Here is a 17650-nt window from a genome sequence, read left to right as displayed (position 1 = left end):
CATAGATGCGGTCAGCCACTCTCTATTTTACGGTACTAATTGGACGCGGTAGCTCAAAACGCTTACTGCCTTCTTTTGTGATTTTTAACGTATTTTCACCCGATTGCGGCACTGCATAAACTGGCGTAAAAGGTAGCGTTTGTGCATCTGCCGGTAATTGGATGGGTTCAAGTTTTTTGGTTTTGGTATAGTCCAAAGAATTGTCGCCAACTTTACGTTTAAAAGTAGTACAGCCTGTCATAGCAATGCTAGCAGAGGCAATGATAGCTAGGGCTAGCTGGGCGTTGAATCGATTGTGGTTAGCGCTGAGTGTTTTTTTCATAGTAAACCTGCTTTGGCAAGTGCTTCATCCATCACTTGTTGGTGTTCTGGGGTAAGCCAAGTTAATGGTAAACGGATACCTTGCTCGATATGACCCATTTTGTATAAGGCATATTTTGCAGGAATGGGACTTGACTCGATAAATAAATCTTGGTGTAAATGGGCTATTTTTTGGTTTAATGCTTCGGCTTGTTCAAACTCACCTTTGAGTGCCAAGCCAAAAATTTGGCTCATGATTTTTGGTGCGACATTGGCGGTCACTGAGATATTGCCTTTTGCCCCATGACGCATCAGTGCTAACGCGCTTTCATCATCCCCTGACAATACAATCATGCGACCTTTTACTGCTTCAATCAGTTTGGCACCACGCGCCACGTCACCCGTCGCATCTTTAATCGCGATGATATTTTCGATGTCCGCTAAGCGCTCGACAGTGGCTTGCTGCATATCAACAACAGTGCGCCCGGGTACGTTGTACAGCACTTGGGGAATGTCCACGGCTTCAGCAATGGCTTTATAGTGTAAGTATAGCCCTTCTTGGGTCGGTTTGTTGTAGTAGGGGACAACCAACAGCACGGCATCAGCGCCCGCCTGTTTGGCGTGCTGGGTCAGCTCAATGGCTTCAACTGTATTGTTAGCGCCGGTACCCGCGATGACGGGAATACGACCACCCACTTGCTTCATGGTAAATTCAATGACATCCACATGCTCTTGCATGGATAAGGTTGCGGATTCACCCGTCGTACCAACCGACACCAGTACGTCCGTACCTTGCTCGATTTGCCAATCAATGAGATTTGCCAATGATTGCCAATCGACGTCACCATTGCTATGCATAGGTGTAATCAACGCGACCATAGAGCCTTGTAGTTTATCTAAAATGGGGGTCATAACAATACCTTGGACAAAACCTTAAGTAGAATATGTAACAGCTGCGACAATTTTTTGAAAATTTTTGTCTAGTGTAGCATACATTTGGGGCGAAGTTTAAGCGCTTTGATAGCAAACGCAAGTTTCTCCACCGCTGTAGCAAATCAGGTTATAGACCCCACTCAACCAGATAATAAGGCAGCAGCTGGTTTATAGTCGCTGGCTTACAGTGGCGAATGGTATGGGTTAAGCATCAACCGTTTGAACCTGGATAGTTAGCACATCAATGGTGGGCGGGCAGTTAAACCGAAACGGCAACCCTGTCATGCCAATCCCAGTATTCACCCATACTTGGTAGCGTTTGCTGGGTTTGTCATCCTCATTGAATGCTTTGGGATAAGTGTCGGATTGTTTGGCTGTATCTGGTCTGCGTAACCCTGCCGCCAGTTTATTACCTGTCAATGCTCTGACCATCAGCGGTGTCAGTATAGGTATATTGACCTGACCCCCATGGGTTTGTCCCGCAATCACCAAAGTATCGTTGTTGGCGTCACTTAACGTTCGCGGATTGGCTTCTAACTGCTTGATATCATGGGTGGCAATGACTAATGGCTGCCCCACGCTGCGCTGCTGTTCAATCACGCGCGGTAAATCCATTGTACTGCCATTATGAATGCCTATGATTTTTATCCCTGCAATATACAAGCCTTGCTCAGGCAATAATTGAATACCGAAGGTTGGTAAGATGTGCTTTAACTGCATATTGCTAGCAGGTTCGCTATTTTGCGCATCATCGATAACCTGCTGGGTATCGGCATCGCTAAGGACGGTATAGCAAGGCTTGTTCAGCGTTTTAAATGGGCTTAGTTGGGCATCCAAAGTTGTCGCTTGATATAACCAATCACCCAAAATCAGCACCGCATCAACCTCTAAGCGATTAAGGCATTTTACCAAACGCGCTAACTGATGGGGGTTAGAAAATATACCCACATGGATATCACTCAGCACCGCAATTTTTGCAGCTTGTCTTTTGATAGGTTGTCGTTTGATAGGTTGTGATGCTGCTGCAGCCAGTGAAATATCGGTCGCGGGCTGATAGGTCGCAGCTTGATAAGTCGCAGGTACGGTCAAATTAATTGAAAAGCGTGAAACGCGCAGCCGATTGGGCTCAACCCAGCTCATATAGATATACAACAAGGATAACGCGATCAGCAGCCAGTAGATGGCTTGGTTGTCATACAGAAGTTGCACGTTTGCCCACACTAACACCCAAACAAACCAATAGCGCGCGTAGAAACTGACCAGTTGTAATAGAATCTGCAGATTATCTGTTCGCGCTTTGAGTTGCACGGTTTTTAGGCACGACCATAGGATTACCAAAACGGCAATGAGCGCTCCAAGATGACCTAGCCAACTGCCAATCATGCTACCACCCATATCAAGCGTTACCTAAATTTACTGAATAATCAATAATTTGCATGACAAATACGTATAAAAAAAAGCGCCCATTATAAATGGCAATCATGAATATGACAATTTAAACTGTCATCATATCGCAAAAAATGGCTGAACAGCTAGGCGAATTCTTTGTATTTAACTCATCCAAAAATGCCTGATTTTGCATTTTGACCCTGTTGTCTGGTAGCGACGGCAAAACAAAGACGAGCGCATTTGCGTATCTCGTACCCTGTTTAATCCTCAACATTGGCGATTTGAATGGGATTGCTACTTAAACAACAAACCGTACAAAAAATCCGCCATCATTTATAAAAGCTGATATCATAGTTTTATTTTCACATAACTTTTTAAACCTAGCTTTTTAACCATAGCTTTTAAAAATAGCCTTTTAAATGTAGCACGGTGACCCAATTTGCTCAGCGCTTGCTTAGATTTTTTGGCTCTTTAACTCATTAATTTGAAGGACGTCAGCGTTATGACAGCAAGCGTTAATGTGTCAAACTCCCCTATCAAAGAAACTCTCCAGCCGCAAGCACAGGCTAACCATCGCCACGCGTTTGATGTGGTGATTGTCGGCAGTGGCGGTGCAGGTTTATCGTTAGCTTTATCCTTGCCAAGCCATCTATCGATTGCGGTTTTGGCAAAAGACAAGCTCACTGAAGCCAGCACTTTTTATGCCCAAGGCGGCGTGGCAGCAGTACTATCGGATGATGACTCGGTTGATGAGCATGTCGATGATACCTTGATTGCAGGGGCAGGTCTTTGTCATGAAGATGCGGTACGTTTTACAGTGGAGCATAGCCGAGAAGCGGTGGAGTTTTTGCTCAAACAAGGTGTCAAATTTACCTTGGATGAAAACGAAACCTTGCACCTGACCCGTGAAGGCGGTCATAGCAAACGTCGTATTATCCATGCGGCAGATGCCACTGGGGTGGCTATTTCTACCTCGTTAGCCAAACGTGTCAAACAATGCCCGAATGTCAAACTGTTTGAATATGTCGCTGCCATTGATGTTATCACTACCCATAAACTTAGCAAACACAACTACAGTCCAATTACCGAGCCTAATCGTGCCGTGGGGCTATATGCCCTTGATTTGAACACCAATCAAGTGCTGACCTTTACCGCGCCCTTTATCGCCTTAGCCTGCGGCGGGGCATCAAAAGCGTATTTGTATACATCCAACCCCGATATTGCCACGGGGGATGGTATCGCGATGGCATGGCGCGCTGGTTGCCGCGTTGCGAATTTGGAATTTAATCAGTTTCATCCTACTTGTCTCTATCATCCAGAAGCGCGCTCGTTTTTAATCACCGAAGCCATGCGCGGTGAAGGTGCCTACCTGCGCCTGCCAGCAACCAAAGAACACCCAGAAGGTGAGCGCTTTATGCTTCGTTTCGATGAACGGGGTGAGCTGGCGCCGCGTGATATCGTGGCTCGCGCCATCGACTTTGAGATGAAGCGTTTGGGAATACGTCATGTTTGGTTAGATATTACGCATCAAGAACCAGCCTTTATTAAAGGTCATTTCCCTATGCTATATGAGCGGCTATTAGAGCTAGGCATTGACATGACCCAAGATAAAATCCCTGTAGTACCCGCCGCTCACTACACCTGTGGTGGGGTGATGGTCAATGAAAACGCCCAAACCGACGTGTTCAATCTATATGCCATGGGCGAAACGTCCTTTACGGGTCTGCATGGTGCCAATCGCATGGCGAGTAACTCGCTGTTAGAATGTTTTGTGTATGGGATGAGTGCAGCGCGGCATATTGCCGCCGCATTTGCAGAAAATCGCGTTCCCCCCATTCCTGCTATCCCTGACTGGGACAGCCAAGATGTGACCGACCCTGACGAAGAAGTCATCGTGCTGCAAAACTGGGATGAGCTGCGCCAAAGCATGTGGCACTACGTTGGTATTGTGCGCTCGGATAAACGCCTGCATCGCGCACTCAACCGCATTTTGTTGTTAAAACAAGAAGTAAATGATTACTACGCCAACTTCGTAGTCAGTAAAAATCTGATTGAATTGCGTAATTTGCTGCTAGTCTCTGAGCTGATTGTCCGCTCGGCGCTACGTCGCCACGAATCGCGCGGACTGCATTACAACAAAGACTTTCCACAAACTTTGCCAGTGGCGGCAGATGTGATTCTAACGCCATCTATGCCATAGTATGGGTTAAATAAAAAAGGGGAAGTTTATCATCCCCTTTTTTTATAATAATTCTAAAAGCTTGATAGCACTAAATAACGACATTAAATACCCAGCTGCGTTAGCACTTTTGCCAACACTTCATCGGCTGTACCCTGCGCATCAATGCGTTTGACGCGCTGCGGTTGCTGCGCTGCTTGATAAGCAAATCCTTGATGTACCCGCTCAAAAAACGCTAGCTGATTTTGCTCAAAGCGGTCTAGTTTGCCACGATTTTTGGCACGGCTCATCCCCTCTGGGACCGGTAAATCTAACCAAATGGTCATATCTGGGATTTTTGCCACAAAATGCCTAATCAGTAATTCAATTTTGCTAAGTTCTGCCCTATCGCCCAGTTTGCGCCCAAACCCTTGATAGGCAATGGTGGAATCGGTAAAGCGGTCGCACAGCACCCATTTACCCTGAGCGAGCGCGGGCAAAATCACTTGCGCCACATGATCGGCACGTGCCGCAAACATCAATAGCAGTTCACTGTCCTCTGTCATGGTGGTTGCAGGGTCAAGTAACATGGTGCGTAACTGCTCAGCAAACGGACTGCCGCCCGGTTCACGGGTCTGGATAAAGTCGATGCCTTGCGCGGTCAAATGCGCTGCCACATTGGCAATCAAGGTGGACTTACCCACCCCTTCGGTACCTTCAAATGAGATAAATTTTTCGCTAATGGGGGCTTTCGCAGCTGTTTGCATGGGTATCGTTTTTTACTGACTTGATTGGCTGTTTTGGCTGGCGCGTTTTTCACGCATCACCCGCAGATAATCTTGCACCGCTTGGTTATGGTCTTCTAAATTACTGGTAAATTTATGACCGCCATTGCCCGTTGCCACAAAATATAGCGAATCGGTTTGATTTGGGTGGAGTGCCGCTTTAATGGATGCAATACTTGGCAAGGCAATCGGTGTCGGTGGTAAGCCGTCAATTTGGTAGGTGTTGTAAGCGGTTTTTTCTTCAAGGTCAGATTTGCGAATATTACCATCGTAACGATCGCCCATGCCATAAATCACGGTGGGGTCGGTTTGTAGGCGCATGTTTTTCTTCAGACGGTTGACGAACACGCCTGCCACTTCACCACGCTCACTTTCGACACTGGTTTCTTTTTCAATAATCGATGCCATAATCAGCGCTTCATACGGTGTCTTGTACGGCAGATTGGCTTGGCGATTGTTCCAGTTTTCCATCAGCGCCGTGTGTTGACGGGTAAATAAATCCGTTAGCACTTTTTTATCACTACTGCCTTCATTAAAATAATAGGTATCGGGTGAAAACCAACCTTCAAGGTTGCCATTCGGGTGATAGTCAGCAGGGATATTGAGCCCAAGTTTATCAACGTCAACTTTGCTACCATGGATAACTTCGTTTTTAATCCCTTTATTGTCCGTCAAATGCTGATATAAATCTTTGGCTGTTTTACCTTCAATGATTTGCACTTTGATAAAAGCGACTTTCTCACCTTGTTGTAGCATGGCTAAATAATTGGCAAAACTTGGATTTTCAGGCAGTTGATATACCCCTGAATGAAGCGGTTTATCCACCGTCATTTTGATATATAGTTTGGCAAGTGGCGCAACGAACAGCTTTTTCTTTTTATCCCAGTCGTCTACCAGTGCATAGTAGGTTTGACCTTTATTGATGGTCACCATCTGCTTTGGTTGGGTGATAGTGCCATATAGGGTGTTGTACCAAGCAAATAACAACCAGCCCAGCACCAATACAATAAACCCAAGCAGTCCCAGTAGACGGTATTTATTTTTTTTGTTTCTACCGGTGATGTGGTCATTGAATTCTCGCGTTGAACGATTAATCAGACAAGCATCATTGCCATTGACGTTTTTGCTATGCGAGTCTTCGTCATCCTTATCCGTGATATCCTTGTCATCGGTACCCTTATCTTTGCTATGATTGTCCTGCAATTGAGAATCTGGAATATCCGCGGTGTGAGGGGTGTCACTGTGCTGAGTAGGATGATGCTCAGAACCGTCTGAGTTACTAGACATATTATTATCAGATTGGTCGTTCATAGAGAAAGCTTATATTGACTCAATAAGCGAGAATTTAACAATTAATGACAAAAATAGCAATTTTTTTTAGTTACCAGCAACACGATTTAAGTTAATTTTTGCGTATGGATTGGGGTCAAATCAAGTACGGTTGACTGCCCATTGGGTAGCATCAATGCTTGAATGGGCAAAATCCCCCGTACAGCATTGCAAAAGAACAAGCTTGTGATATTGGATAACTCCTCGCTGGCTAAATACCGCTCCTTATGCGCCCTATCGGACTCGGCAAACTTAGCCAATAACACCTGCCGCATCACCCCTTTTACCCCTGAGCGGTTGATGGGCGGTGTGTACCACACGTTTTCATGATTAAGCTGATAAAACACATTGCAAAAGGTGCCTTCTACCCAATGCCCCATCACATCTTGTACCAACCCATCAATCATTTGTGCATTTTGGGTTTGGTTCTGCCACAGCTCGTGACTTGCCATCACTTTATCTTGGGCGTTTAGTAGCTTAAGCCCTACCAAGGGTTTGGGTAAACACGCAATTTGCTGCGTAAGACAGATGGCGGTAGCGGCAGGTTGGATGATGACTTGATTGGCTTGCTGTGCTAATGGCTTATCGGTGGGCATGAGCTTAATAAAAGCGTCAAATTCAGAGTTGCAAAATCCATAGCCTTTGATAGGTTGGTTTTTTCGGCAGACTATCAGCTTGAGCATACCGTGATTGAGGGTTTTAGCAAAATTGGCTAACTGGCTATTAAAGTATGCGCGGATAGTATGATTGGGGGATTCTAAATTGGCTGCCTCTAAATCAGCGTTGGTTAAATTGAGTTGTAACGCCTGGGCACTCTCGTCAATTCTATCTAAGTGGAAACTCAGCCAATTGATTTGTCCTGCCACCACCGCCATGGTGGTAAAGAACCCATCGCCATACGCTATGACACGTGAGTCAATATCGATAGCGGTGATTGGCGTTTGCTTGGCATACTGAGCATCAGATAATGAATACCACATGGTTATTTGGCTACTTGATTAAATTAATAGTTGGACTGTATGACAGTGAAAGCCGCATCAATTAGCCGCTTTTTTTAGCAGTTTTGGCGGTGACAGTGGGTTTTCTGACCACCAAATCACAATGATAATTGTCACAGCGTGCTAATTCTACCAAAATTCCGTGGTAGCTCGCATTTTTAATCGGCTGTCCTTGTACCATGTGGGCAACAATGTCTGAGCCATCTTGCCCAAACCAATGTTGGGTCAGATGAAACGCTGTTTTGGCATGCTGGATACTGATGTTTTTAACGCTGGCATTGTCATAGGCACTGGCATGATACCACTGTAACTCGATATACATAGGCGAATCAAGCAAATCAAAATACGGCTCACCGGTTTTGGCAAAACTATATTTGCTCGCCACATTGCTTCGGTAGTCCAAAGTTTGCGTATCAATGGTGATAGGTTGACCTAACAGTAACGTCACAGCTTCGGTATCGTGGATACTGACTTTTTTTGCCAGCGTTTGTTGCTGCCATTCATTAATGGGATAGACCACAGGCGTTGGCTGCGAGGTAGGGTTGATAGACGGATTGGCGGCTGTGGTCGATACGGTAGTGCTAGCGGTGACACTGGCATTGCGTTGTGAGGCGATTTGTTTGACCTTATCACAGCCAGTTAAGGTGAATGCTAAGATAATGCAGCCCCAGCCAAGATTTTTTAGCCAAGTGGGTTTATTTTGAGTAACGCCTTTTTGGGTAGCGCCTTTTTGGGTAGCGTCTATCGGATGTTCTAAGCGGTTTTGACGCGGTAAAAAAAGCGGTTTGCGGGCAATTAGCTTCATTGTGTAATGTATAACGGGTTGGTGTGGATAGCGCATTGTAACAAGGCATTGACAGCAGTTAACAGTACGCTTTTGTTGTTATTTTTAGCCACGTTGATGAAATGCTAAGCTTTACACCCACCCAATCATAACCTAGCCAATTAAAACCCACCCAATCAAAACCCAGCATTGATATAGCAGCCACAGTTATTGTAAAGTGGTGGCAATTGGTAATTTTACTCATCGTATTATAGGTTTTCCCATGTCATCAATTCCTGATTCAAACGTCCGTTATCACTGCATGGTAATCGGCAATCCGATTGCCCATAGCAAATCGCCTGATTTGCACCAAGCGTTTGCCAAACAAACGGGCATCACCTTGTCTTACCAACGCCAATATTGTCCCAACGATGTCGACAGCTTTACCGCTGTCATCGAAGCATTTTTTGCAGGCGGTGGCACAGGGGCAAATGTGACCGTACCTTTTAAAGAGATGGCATTTGCGCTTTGTCAGCAGCGCGGTGAACTATCTGAATACGCGCGCTTGGCGGGTGCAGTCAACACCCTTGCCATCAAAGCGGGGAAACTGTATGGCGACAATACCGATGGTCGCGGTTTGGTGGCGGATTTATTGTCGCAAGGCGTCAATTTAAAAGACGCGAACGTTGCTATTTTGGGGGCAGGTGGGGCGACTCGTGGCGCGATTTTGCCGTTGCTAGATGCGCAAGTAAAATCGCTGCATATTGCCAATCGCACAGTAGAAAAAGCAGAGAATTTAACCCGATTATTTGATACCGATAAGCTCACCTTTTCAAGTTTGACGGATTTGCCCACCGATATTGAGGTGATTATCAATGCAACGTCGATAGGTCTGAGCGGTGACACATTGCCGTTCGCCAAGGATATGACGGTCGATTTTGCGTATGACATGATGTATGGTAAACCCTCGGCGTTTTTGGACTTTTTTAAGGCGAAAAATACCAAAACCTCAGATGGCTTGGGAATGCTGGTCAATCAAGGGGCATTAAGTTTTGCGCTTTGGACGGGTAAACAAGTCGATTTGACGAATTTTCACTTTTAGCTGTTTTATAAAAAAGCAGTCAACACTCGCCTACGCTTTAGATAAAATAGACAAAACCAAAATTTGACCAAGAGAGCGAAATAAAACCCAATAAAAAAGCCAGTTTTGTCACTGGCTTTTTTAGTCATGCTAATTTAGCGATTCGCATTGCCTAATTGCGCCAAAATATCACTGATTTCATTATTGGCCTGACTCTCAGTTTGGGTGTCGCCATTTGGCGTCAAGCTATCAAATAACTGTGGTAAAAGCTCCGCCATACTTTGACGGACTTCGCTTTGGTCGACACCAGTTTGTGCCGCAACTTGCGCCAACTCATTATTATCAAATAGCTGATTGATATCATTGGCATCCAATGGTTGGTTTGATTGGTCTGCACTCATCCAAGAGTTGGCTTGATGCCCAAATCCCATATTTTGGATTTTATTAAAAGCGCCTGATAGACCCCCATTACGCTGAATAAACATCAGCGCGATTGGCAACAAAGCCGCCATTAACATACCTTTACCACCAAAGCCACTTTGGCTTTGTGGAAATTGGTTCATACCCACGTTATTGCCCATACCACTACCTAGACCGCCGCCCATGCCACCCCCTAGCACGCTACCTAGCACTTGTCCTAGCACGCCACCTTGGGACATACCTTGATTTTGGTTCATTGCCATACCGATGATATCATCCAACCCAAAACCATTTGACTGCATTTGTGGCTGCTGCGTCCCGCCGCCTAATACATTACCAAAAATATTCCCTAGGCCGCCCATATCTGCTTGGCTTTGACCGCCCATTTTGCTTTGAATGGCATTTTGCGCCACTTGTGTTACTAGACTTGTTAATAGACCCATGGTCATTCCCTTTTATCTTTTTCAATGATTGTCGTATATCACCAATAATAATGCACTGATGCACGCCCATTGCCAACTGCACTTAAGTTCAAGCTAAAATGCGCAGTCGCCTCAACACTTGGTTGATTTAATTGTAGCAATATTGAATATAACTTATATACCATTTTTGTTATCGCTCCAGCGTGTTCGCTAGCACCTTAAATTGCCGCCATGTATCGCGGTCCACTTGGTCTTGCCAAATGGTTACGCTGATTTTAGCTGGCGCTGATTCTATCAAGCCAAATGTTAAAATCACCAAGCACCCCATATCAGCGATGCCCAGCAAATTTGCCTGCCACACCGCTTGTTTACTCTGTCTAGGCACTTTGACAACCCCACGTACCCACTGGATTTGCCAGGTTAAAAAATCACAATTGTCATAGGGTGAGGTTTGATTGTTAGTTTGCGGTTTGGCGTGTAACGATGAAATAGCCAATAAGTGACAACTGGATATTTGCCCTAACCAAAGACTGGCTATAGCGACCATACCTAGCAAAAGTTTGTAGGCAAGCGCCAAAGGCACCAGGGTTAAAATGCCAATAACCACCCATAAACAAGCCCCCCAAAGCAGTTTTTTATTCACACTGGGTATGAGCCTGGCATCAATATCAATAAATGAGGTGTTATGACGCGGTAAGTAGCGCTCGTTCATCTAAGTCAATTAAGAAGAAGCTTTTAATGATTTGAGCTTGGCTATCAAATCAGCAAATTCTGGCTTGGTCGGATGATTGTGTAAAAACCAATCCAGCAAATCAGGATCTTCTTCTTTCACCAATTCTGCAAAAATTTGCTGCTCTCGTGAGTCGGCTTTTAGATAGTGCGCTCTCACATACGGGTCAAAATAATAATCGAGTTCTTTTAGACCGCGTCTGGCACGATAGATGACTTTGCGCTGCTCTAATGTAGGTTCTGGCTGATTGTCACTCATGATAAATCCTTGTCGTTGCGCGTTAAATTCATGTATTTTTTTACCTGTTATTAAGCTTTTGCCTGTTGCGTCGCTTGCCACATCGCAAGCCCTGCTTTAGTCGCTGCTACATTATGGGTGCGCAAGATACACGCCCCTTGCTGCACAGCAAATAGCCCTGCAACCATACTAGCAACATCTCTATCGGTAGGGTCATGGGGTAGATTGGCTGACTTGAGGACTTCCCCAACAAAGCGTTTACGGGATAATGCCACCATGACAGGTAAGTTAAACGTATGCAACCGATAAAATTCATTCAGCCATGCCAGATTTTGCTGGGCGTTTTTGGCAAAGCCAAACCCTGGGTCAATGATAAGATTGTCACGTCTGACCCCACCCGCCATAACCTCATCAATGCGCTGCTGTAACTCGCTAATAACATCGGTATATAAATCTTGATAATTATCTAGCTGATTCATGGTCGTTGGCTCACCGCGCATGTGCATGAGCATGACAGGGATATCGAGTTTGGCAGCGGTAGCAATGGCATCGGGGCGCGTCAAGGCTCGTACATCATTCCAAATTTTGGCGCCGACTTGACTGGCGAGTGTCATCACGGTCGGGCTACTGGTATCGACCGACACCCACACTTGCTCACCAAAGTTATGATTAATCGCTTCAACCACTTTGATGACGCGGTCAACTTCTTCTTGCTCACTCACAGGGCTGGCATTTGGGCGAGTAGATTCACCACCCACATCGATAATCGTCGCCCCGTCTTTGATCATCTGCTCGGTATGACGCAAGCCTTGGTCGATATGATTATATCGACCACCATCAGAAAATGAATCTGGGGTGACATTTAAAATACCCATGATATGGGGATTAGATAAATCGAGCGTTTGATTATGATAATGAATGGCAAAGTTGGGAATGGGCTGTAACTGCATGATGTCCGCAATGATGGCTAAAATTTTTTACTATTTTAAGTGAAAAACAAAAAAACCGCTATCAAGTTGGTAGCGGTTTTTGAGTAACTCATATCATGGATAATTTACATTGCAGGTAACGGCGGCGGGGTTAAGCCCGACCCACTTGACGGTGGGTTGCTTGGTTTATCGAAATTTACTCTAACAGGCTCTTGATAAACTTTAGGCTCGCGTGGTGGAATACCTGCCATAATGTCTTGCAATTGGTCACGGTCGATAGTTTCCCATTTCATTAACGCGTCGACCATGGCATGCATTTTGTCCGCATTACCTTCAATTAATGCACGTGCGATATCATACTGCGCTTCTAGGATACGACGAACTTCGTCGTCCACTTTCTGCTGGGTCGCTTCTGCAATAGTGCGAGATGAGGCACCAAAGTAACCTTGGTTTTCATCTTCTTCATACACCATCACACCCATGGCATCTGACATACCGTATTTGGTAACCATGGCACGTGCCATTTTAGTAGCACGTTCAAAATCATTTGACGCGCCAGTCGATTGCTGATTGATAAACACTTCTTCGGCGATACGACCACCAAACAAAATCGCAATATCATTTAGCATTTTTGATTTATAGACGCTAGTCTGATCATGCTCTGGCAATTGCCAAGTAACACCTAATGCCCAACCACGCGGCATAATAGTGACCTTATGGACAGGATCGGTACCCGGTAGCATTTCAGCCACTAAGGCATGCCCTGCTTCATGATATGCCGTTGCACGACGCTCTTCTTCACGCAGTACCATCGATTTACGTTCTGGACCCATATACAGCTTGTCTTTGGCTTCTTCAAAGTCGTTCATATCGACTGACGCTTTGTTGTTACGTGCAGCAAATAACGCTGCCTCATTCACCAAATTCGCTAATTGCGCACCACTAAAGCCTGGGGTACCACGTGCCAATGAACGAATATCGACGCCAATTGTTGAGGGCAATTTTTTCATGTGTACACGAAGAATTTGCTCACGACCTTTGATATCAGGCAAGCCAACTTGTACTTGACGATCAAAACGACCTGGGCGTAACAATGCTTTATCAAGTACATCGACGCGGTTGGTTGCAGCAATCACGATTACCCCGTCATTGCCTTCAAAACCATCCATTTCAACCAATAACTGGTTTAAAGTCTGTTCACGTTCGTCATGACCACCGCCCATGCCTGCGCCACGATGACGACCGACAGCATCAATCTCGTCAATAAAGATGATACAAGGGGCATTTTTCTTGGCTTGCTCAAACATATCACGCACACGGCTTGCACCGACACCCACAAACATCTCAACAAAGTCAGAACCTGAAATTGAGAAGAAGGGTACTTTGGCTTCGCCTGCAATCGCTTTAGCAAGCAAGGTTTTACCTGTCCCTGGCGGGCCTACCATCAACACACCACGTGGAATAGTCGCGCCAAGTTTAGTAAATTTTTCTGGGTCACGTAAGAAGTCGACAATTTCCGTCACCTCTTGCTTGGCTTCATCACACCCTGCCACATCTGCAAATGTCACTTTGATTTGGTCTTCTGATAACATTTTGGCTTTAGATTTACCAAAACTCATCGGACCCATACCGCGACCACCACCTGCACCACCACCGCTCATGTTACGCATGATGAACAATAATAAACCAATAATCAATAGCACTGGGAAGCTTGCAATCAGTAATTGCATCATCACGCCTTGACGTTCAGGGGTGGCGCCTTGAACTTCAACATTATGCTTGATAAGCTTTGGCATTAGCTCAGTGTCAGTGACGGCAGGACGCACTGTCTCAAAAGTTGAGCCATTTTTCTTTTCGCCAGAAATTTGCTCACCGTCAATTTTGACACTTTTGACCTGGTCAGTTGCCACCGCAGTAACAAATTGGGAGTAATTGAGCTTATCAGGTTCATTGCGGGTATCAAAATTGCTAAAGACTAGCACTAATACCCCTATCACAACTAACCACAATAAGGTATTTTTTACCATGTCGCTCACGTTGTTTTTCATCCTTCGCGTTAGGGGGTTGATTAAAAAAGTGGGGTTAAATCAAAATGTTTACCAAAGATAGGTAGATGTTTCACCAAAAATAGACGTTACATTAATCTTTCAATATAGCATGATATATGGATTTACCTTAACATTATCAAGCGAATTCTCTGTTATTTTCTAGTAAAAACATATTACCAATTTTTATCCAGTTAACTTCACGGATAGACTAAAGCAAATTAGCTTATTTGGTGGCAATCCAATACATTTCTTTTGAGCGCGCGCGTGACGCTGCAGGCTTGATACTACGCACTTTACTAAAACGCTGCTGCATATTTTTTCGTAAGGCGTCAGAGCCTTCGCCCTGGAATACCTTAATCACTAAGGTACCACCTTCAGGGAGCACTTGCTCGGCAAAGTCCATGGCAAGCTCACACAAATAAATCATGCGTGGCTGATCGACTGCGGTAAAACCAGAGGTATTGGGCGCCATATCAGATAGCACCACTTCCACTTTTTTATCGGCGACTTCTGCCATAATTTTGTCAAAGACTTCTTGCTCACGAAAATCACCTTGGATAAAGGTCACATTCTCTAGCGTATCCATCGGCAAGATGTCTGAGGCAATGAGCTTGCCATTGTCACCGACTAGTTTGCCAGCAACTTGCGACCAGCTGCCTGGAGCAGAACCCAAATCGACCACCGTCATGCCTTTTTTGATCAGCTGCAGTTTTTCGTTGATTTCTAGCAATTTGTAAGCTGCTCTTGCCCGATAGCCATCGCGCTGGGCGAGTTTGACATAGTGGTCGTCAATGTGCTCTTTCATCCACGCACGGCTACTTTTAGACAATTTTTTGTTGGTAATACGCGTTGCCATAATTCTCTACAAACTACCCTTTATATATAGTTTAAAAATTCTTCACTTGGGATTTGGCTAAAAAACCCAAAGCCATCCTAGAATGACCATTGGTAAATTTTGACAATCTCAAGGGTTAAGGCTGTTATTTTAGCATATTTCACCCAGTTAGCTTGTGTTAACTCATGGATTGGCTATTGATTTTTTTTAATCCAGTGATTTTTGTAGATTGATAAGTCATGGCAGCGTTTTGCCTATGTGTTTTTGCCTATGTATTGCCCATAATTTATTAGGCAAAATGATTAATATGGTATAATGCTAGCTAATTTTTTTATAGGTCAATTGACAGTTATGGCAAATTCAAGCTTATCAAATGCGGATATCAAACATTTAAAAGGCATCGGTCACCAGCTGAACCCTGTGGTAATGATTGGGGGTCAAGGCGTTACCCCAACCGTTATTGAAGAAATTGGGCGCGCACTGACCGATCATGAGCTGATTAAAGTAAAAATCCCAGCCGGTAGCAAAGCAGATCGTGACGCTGTGGCAAATGCGATTGTTGAAGCCACTGATGCGATTTTGGTCACCAGTATCGGTCGTATGGTGTTATTACTACGTCGCAATCTGGACGCCAATCCTAAGTTATCAAACTTGGCACGTTTTGGCTAAGGCTACAATGGACGCATTACAGGGTGTGACATTCGCACTGACGAGCGCGGCTGAACCACTCACCGTATCGGCAACACTGGACTACCGGCTCTCAGTACATGTGGTCGCCGATAGTAAATTTTTAACGCTCTTATTTGATGCTACCCATCCCAAGATTGATGATAGTCAAACCGCTCTACAAGCTGGTCTATGGGCAAATTTTCCGACATTTAGCCCATTGGTACTTGAACGCGTGATGCGCCAAGATTATTTATGGCAAGCAGATTGCTTTGAGTGTTTTATTGCCAAAGATAGCCAAGCGGATAGCCCGTATCTTGAGGTCAATTTGGCGACCAATGGTGAGTTTAATCTTTATTATTTTGACAGCTATCGGACACCGAATGCATTACCTCCTCGGCGCTTGCCTATCACAGCGCTGACTTATGGCGAGGATATCAATTTTTTTAGCCAAGCCGTTACACAAGATAGCGAGCTTCCGCTTGTTTTTTGGTGTTCTGCAAGTTCATTACTCCTCACCCATGTACGAGCGGTAGAACAGCAATATGCGTTTAGCGTTAGTACTTTTCGTGTCGGTATGACATTTGCCAAATCAGCATTGGACAAGTTGGTTGATGCAAATGGTAATTATGCGCTAAATCCAACGCGTGTGATTCAGCAACCGTCATACAATGGATTAGCAAATAGCTTAGCTCCAACAGTCGATGAAATGAGTTATTGGGCCATACAGCATGCACACCCAGCGGACTTTCATAACAAGGCACACTGGATAAACACCTAAATTATGATGGTTTTAAACCGTTTTAAACCATAGCACAGCGAAAAATAAAAAACTGGCTTAAAGCCAGTTTTTTTATATATCGAGATATTGTCACGATTAACGCGCTGGCGCCATTGCTAAGTAAGTTTGCGGATTGACAGCTTGACCATTTTGGCGCACTTCATAATGTAGATGGGCGCCTGTTGAACGACCCGTGTTGCCTACCGCCGCGATTTGCTGGTTTGCATACACCGTATCGCCAACGTTAACATAGTTTGCAGAGGTATGTGCGTAACGCGTGACAGTACCGTTGCCATGATCTACTTCAACATGACGACCATACCCTGTACCCCAACCTGAGAAAGTCACCACACCATTACCTGTGGCATAAATAGGGGTGCCGATGGGAGCAGCAAAGTCCATGCCTTTATGAAACTGTGATTTACCAGTGACAGGGTGGATACGATAGCCGAAACCTGAACTCATGCGCGCAGATGACGTAATTGGGCGCAACGCCAACATGCCATTACCCGCATAGCTGCCCATTGCAGGCATGTTGATAATGGTGGTTGGCTGGGTCGATAGTTTTTGTGCTAAACTTGCGAGGCGGTCTTCTTTTTGCTGGGTTTGCTGGCTTAGATTTTTGATGGCGGCATTAACGGCATCTGAAGGCAGATAATAATCTTCACCATCATCTTCACGAACAATAACTTGACTGGTTTTACCGGCATTGGTAATCGATAGAATTTGAGCTTGTGCAACACTCATTGTGGTTAAAGCAACAACTGGCAATGCGATTAGAGCTAATTTCATCTTTTATCCTTTGTTAAACCTTATGCTATTAAACCCTGTGCCAATGTCATTTGA

18 protein-coding genes are annotated in these 17650 nt (G+C 45.0%); 4 read left to right on the top strand and 14 right to left on the bottom strand.

Annotated features, from left to right (window positions below):
- Window positions 1-22: 22 nt before the first annotated feature.
- From RTP55_RS02100 to RTP55_RS02090, 3 genes are all read right to left on the bottom strand, one after another.
- Complete coding sequence (locus RTP55_RS02100) at window positions 23-322, bottom strand: hypothetical protein (RefSeq protein WP_060995311.1); 300 nt, start codon at window positions 320-322, stop codon at window positions 23-25.
- Window positions 319-1212 (bottom strand): 4-hydroxy-tetrahydrodipicolinate synthase, encoded by an 894-nt coding sequence (gene dapA / locus RTP55_RS02095; RefSeq protein ID WP_060995312.1) that lies wholly within the window; start codon window positions 1210-1212, stop codon window positions 319-321. Before dapA ends, RTP55_RS02100 begins: the two co-directional genes overlap by 4 nt.
- Before the next feature lie 225 nt (window positions 1213-1437).
- Entirely contained in the window at window positions 1438-2616 is a 1179-nt protein-coding gene (locus RTP55_RS02090; RefSeq protein WP_312383837.1) for a metallophosphoesterase, read from the bottom strand.
- Window positions 2617-3124: 508 nt separating this feature from the next.
- On the opposite strand from RTP55_RS02090, the gene nadB reads away from it, so the two are divergent.
- Entirely contained in the window at window positions 3125-4822 is a 1698-nt protein-coding gene (gene nadB, locus RTP55_RS02085) for an L-aspartate oxidase (protein WP_312383836.1), read from the top strand.
- A gap of 83 nt (window positions 4823-4905) precedes the next feature.
- Here nadB and tmk read toward each other — a convergent pair whose 3' ends face one another.
- The 4 genes from tmk to RTP55_RS02065 all read right to left on the bottom strand — a co-directional run bounded on the left by tmk (window position 4906) and on the right by RTP55_RS02065 (window position 8697).
- A complete protein-coding gene (tmk, locus tag RTP55_RS02080; RefSeq protein ID WP_312383835.1) occupies window positions 4906-5547 on the bottom strand; it encodes a dTMP kinase in 642 nt (213 codons plus the stop codon).
- A 12-nt stretch (window positions 5548-5559) separates the two neighbouring features.
- On the bottom strand, window positions 5560-6876 hold the full coding sequence (gene mltG / locus RTP55_RS02075) for an endolytic transglycosylase MltG (protein ID WP_312383834.1): 1317 nt from the start codon (window positions 6874-6876) through the stop codon (window positions 5560-5562).
- Between the two features lie 86 nt (window positions 6877-6962).
- Window positions 6963-7874, bottom strand: coding sequence for an aminotransferase class IV (locus RTP55_RS02070; protein WP_312383831.1), 912 nt, complete (start codon window positions 7872-7874; stop codon window positions 6963-6965).
- A 61-nt stretch (window positions 7875-7935) separates the two neighbouring features.
- Window positions 7936-8697, bottom strand: a complete 762-nt coding sequence (locus RTP55_RS02065) for a hypothetical protein (RefSeq protein WP_312383830.1) — start codon at window positions 8695-8697, stop codon at window positions 7936-7938.
- A gap of 241 nt (window positions 8698-8938) precedes the next feature.
- On the opposite strand from RTP55_RS02065, the gene aroE reads away from it, so the two are divergent.
- Window positions 8939-9757: a shikimate dehydrogenase gene (gene aroE, locus RTP55_RS02060; protein ID WP_309575119.1), complete on the top strand. Its 819-nt coding sequence runs from the start codon at window positions 8939-8941 to the stop codon at window positions 9755-9757.
- Window positions 9758-9891: 134 nt separating this feature from the next.
- Here the strand turns inward: aroE and RTP55_RS02055 are convergent, their stop codons facing one another.
- From RTP55_RS02055 to rlmE, 6 genes are all read right to left on the bottom strand, one after another.
- Window positions 9892-10599 carry a YidB family protein gene (locus RTP55_RS02055; RefSeq protein WP_312383827.1) on the bottom strand — a complete coding sequence of 236 codons (708 nt, stop codon included), beginning with the start codon at window positions 10597-10599 and terminating at the stop codon, window positions 9892-9894.
- A 169-nt stretch (window positions 10600-10768) separates the two neighbouring features.
- Window positions 10769-11290, bottom strand: coding sequence for a hypothetical protein (locus tag RTP55_RS02050; RefSeq protein ID WP_312383826.1), 522 nt, complete (start codon window positions 11288-11290; stop codon window positions 10769-10771).
- Between the two features lie 9 nt (window positions 11291-11299).
- Window positions 11300-11566, bottom strand: a complete 267-nt coding sequence (locus tag RTP55_RS02045) for an FAD assembly factor SdhE (RefSeq protein WP_065253600.1) — start codon at window positions 11564-11566, stop codon at window positions 11300-11302.
- 50 nt (window positions 11567-11616) lie between these two features.
- Window positions 11617-12495: a dihydropteroate synthase gene (folP, locus tag RTP55_RS02040; protein ID WP_312383825.1), complete on the bottom strand. Its 879-nt coding sequence runs from the start codon at window positions 12493-12495 to the stop codon at window positions 11617-11619.
- A gap of 104 nt (window positions 12496-12599) precedes the next feature.
- Window positions 12600-14501 carry an ATP-dependent zinc metalloprotease FtsH gene (ftsH, locus tag RTP55_RS02035; protein ID WP_312383823.1) on the bottom strand — a complete coding sequence of 634 codons (1902 nt, stop codon included), beginning with the start codon at window positions 14499-14501 and terminating at the stop codon, window positions 12600-12602.
- Between the two features lie 244 nt (window positions 14502-14745).
- A complete protein-coding gene (gene rlmE, locus RTP55_RS02030; protein ID WP_096488461.1) occupies window positions 14746-15378 on the bottom strand; it encodes a 23S rRNA (uridine(2552)-2'-O)-methyltransferase RlmE in 633 nt (210 codons plus the stop codon).
- Window positions 15379-15708: 330 nt separating this feature from the next.
- Here rlmE and RTP55_RS02025 point away from each other — a divergent pair, with 330 nt between their 5' ends.
- Together RTP55_RS02025 and RTP55_RS02020 are read left to right on the top strand one after the other, a co-directional pair.
- On the top strand, window positions 15709-16026 hold the full coding sequence (locus RTP55_RS02025; RefSeq protein ID WP_159768718.1) for a YhbY family RNA-binding protein: 318 nt from the start codon (window positions 15709-15711) through the stop codon (window positions 16024-16026).
- Between the two features lie 7 nt (window positions 16027-16033).
- On the top strand, window positions 16034-16804 hold the full coding sequence (locus tag RTP55_RS02020; RefSeq protein ID WP_312383817.1) for a DOMON domain-containing protein: 771 nt from the start codon (window positions 16034-16036) through the stop codon (window positions 16802-16804).
- A gap of 96 nt (window positions 16805-16900) precedes the next feature.
- On the opposite strand, the gene RTP55_RS02015 is transcribed toward RTP55_RS02020, so the two are convergent.
- Window positions 16901-17596, bottom strand: a complete 696-nt coding sequence (locus tag RTP55_RS02015) for a M23 family metallopeptidase (protein WP_050325458.1) — start codon at window positions 17594-17596, stop codon at window positions 16901-16903.
- Window positions 17597-17650: the final 54 nt, after the last annotated feature.

The sequence above is a fragment of the Moraxella sp. CTOTU47579 genome, from assembly GCF_032004885.1.
Classification (GTDB): domain Bacteria; phylum Pseudomonadota; class Gammaproteobacteria; order Pseudomonadales; family Moraxellaceae; genus Faucicola; species Faucicola tetraodonis.
The sequence above is the reverse complement of the archived record's forward strand: the minus strand, read 5'-3'. Positions and strand labels throughout refer to the sequence as shown.

Bases quoted from the DNA above. Each gene is read 5' to 3' on its own strand.
- RTP55_RS02100 (WP_060995311.1), bottom strand. From the start codon at position 322: ATGAAAAAAACACTCAGCGCTAACCACAATCGATTCAACGCCCAGCTA.
- dapA (WP_060995312.1), bottom strand. From the start codon at position 1,212: ATGACCCCCATTTTAGATAAACTACAAGGCTCTATGGTCGCGTTGATT.
- RTP55_RS02090 (WP_312383837.1), bottom strand. From the start codon at position 2,616: ATGATTGGCAGTTGGCTAGGTCATCTTGGAGCGCTCATTGCCGTTTTG.
- nadB (WP_312383836.1), top strand. From the start codon at position 3,125: ATGACAGCAAGCGTTAATGTGTCAAACTCCCCTATCAAAGAAACTCTC.
- tmk (WP_312383835.1), bottom strand. From the start codon at position 5,547: ATGCAAACAGCTGCGAAAGCCCCCATTAGCGAAAAATTTATCTCATTT.
- mltG (WP_312383834.1), bottom strand. From the start codon at position 6,876: ATGAACGACCAATCTGATAATAATATGTCTAGTAACTCAGACGGTTCT.
- RTP55_RS02070 (WP_312383831.1), bottom strand. From the start codon at position 7,874: ATGTGGTATTCATTATCTGATGCTCAGTATGCCAAGCAAACGCCAATC.
- RTP55_RS02065 (WP_312383830.1), bottom strand. From the start codon at position 8,697: ATGAAGCTAATTGCCCGCAAACCGCTTTTTTTACCGCGTCAAAACCGC.
- aroE (WP_309575119.1), top strand. From the start codon at position 8,939: ATGTCATCAATTCCTGATTCAAACGTCCGTTATCACTGCATGGTAATC.
- RTP55_RS02055 (WP_312383827.1), bottom strand. From the start codon at position 10,599: ATGGGTCTATTAACAAGTCTAGTAACACAAGTGGCGCAAAATGCCATT.
- RTP55_RS02050 (WP_312383826.1), bottom strand. From the start codon at position 11,290: ATGAACGAGCGCTACTTACCGCGTCATAACACCTCATTTATTGATATT.
- RTP55_RS02045 (WP_065253600.1), bottom strand. From the start codon at position 11,566: ATGAGTGACAATCAGCCAGAACCTACATTAGAGCAGCGCAAAGTCATC.
- folP (WP_312383825.1), bottom strand. From the start codon at position 12,495: ATGCAGTTACAGCCCATTCCCAACTTTGCCATTCATTATCATAATCAA.
- ftsH (WP_312383823.1), bottom strand. From the start codon at position 14,501: ATGGTAAAAAATACCTTATTGTGGTTAGTTGTGATAGGGGTATTAGTG.
- rlmE (WP_096488461.1), bottom strand. From the start codon at position 15,378: ATGGCAACGCGTATTACCAACAAAAAATTGTCTAAAAGTAGCCGTGCG.
- RTP55_RS02025 (WP_159768718.1), top strand. From the start codon at position 15,709: ATGGCAAATTCAAGCTTATCAAATGCGGATATCAAACATTTAAAAGGC.
- RTP55_RS02020 (WP_312383817.1), top strand. From the start codon at position 16,034: ATGGACGCATTACAGGGTGTGACATTCGCACTGACGAGCGCGGCTGAA.
- RTP55_RS02015 (WP_050325458.1), bottom strand. From the start codon at position 17,596: ATGAAATTAGCTCTAATCGCATTGCCAGTTGTTGCTTTAACCACAATG.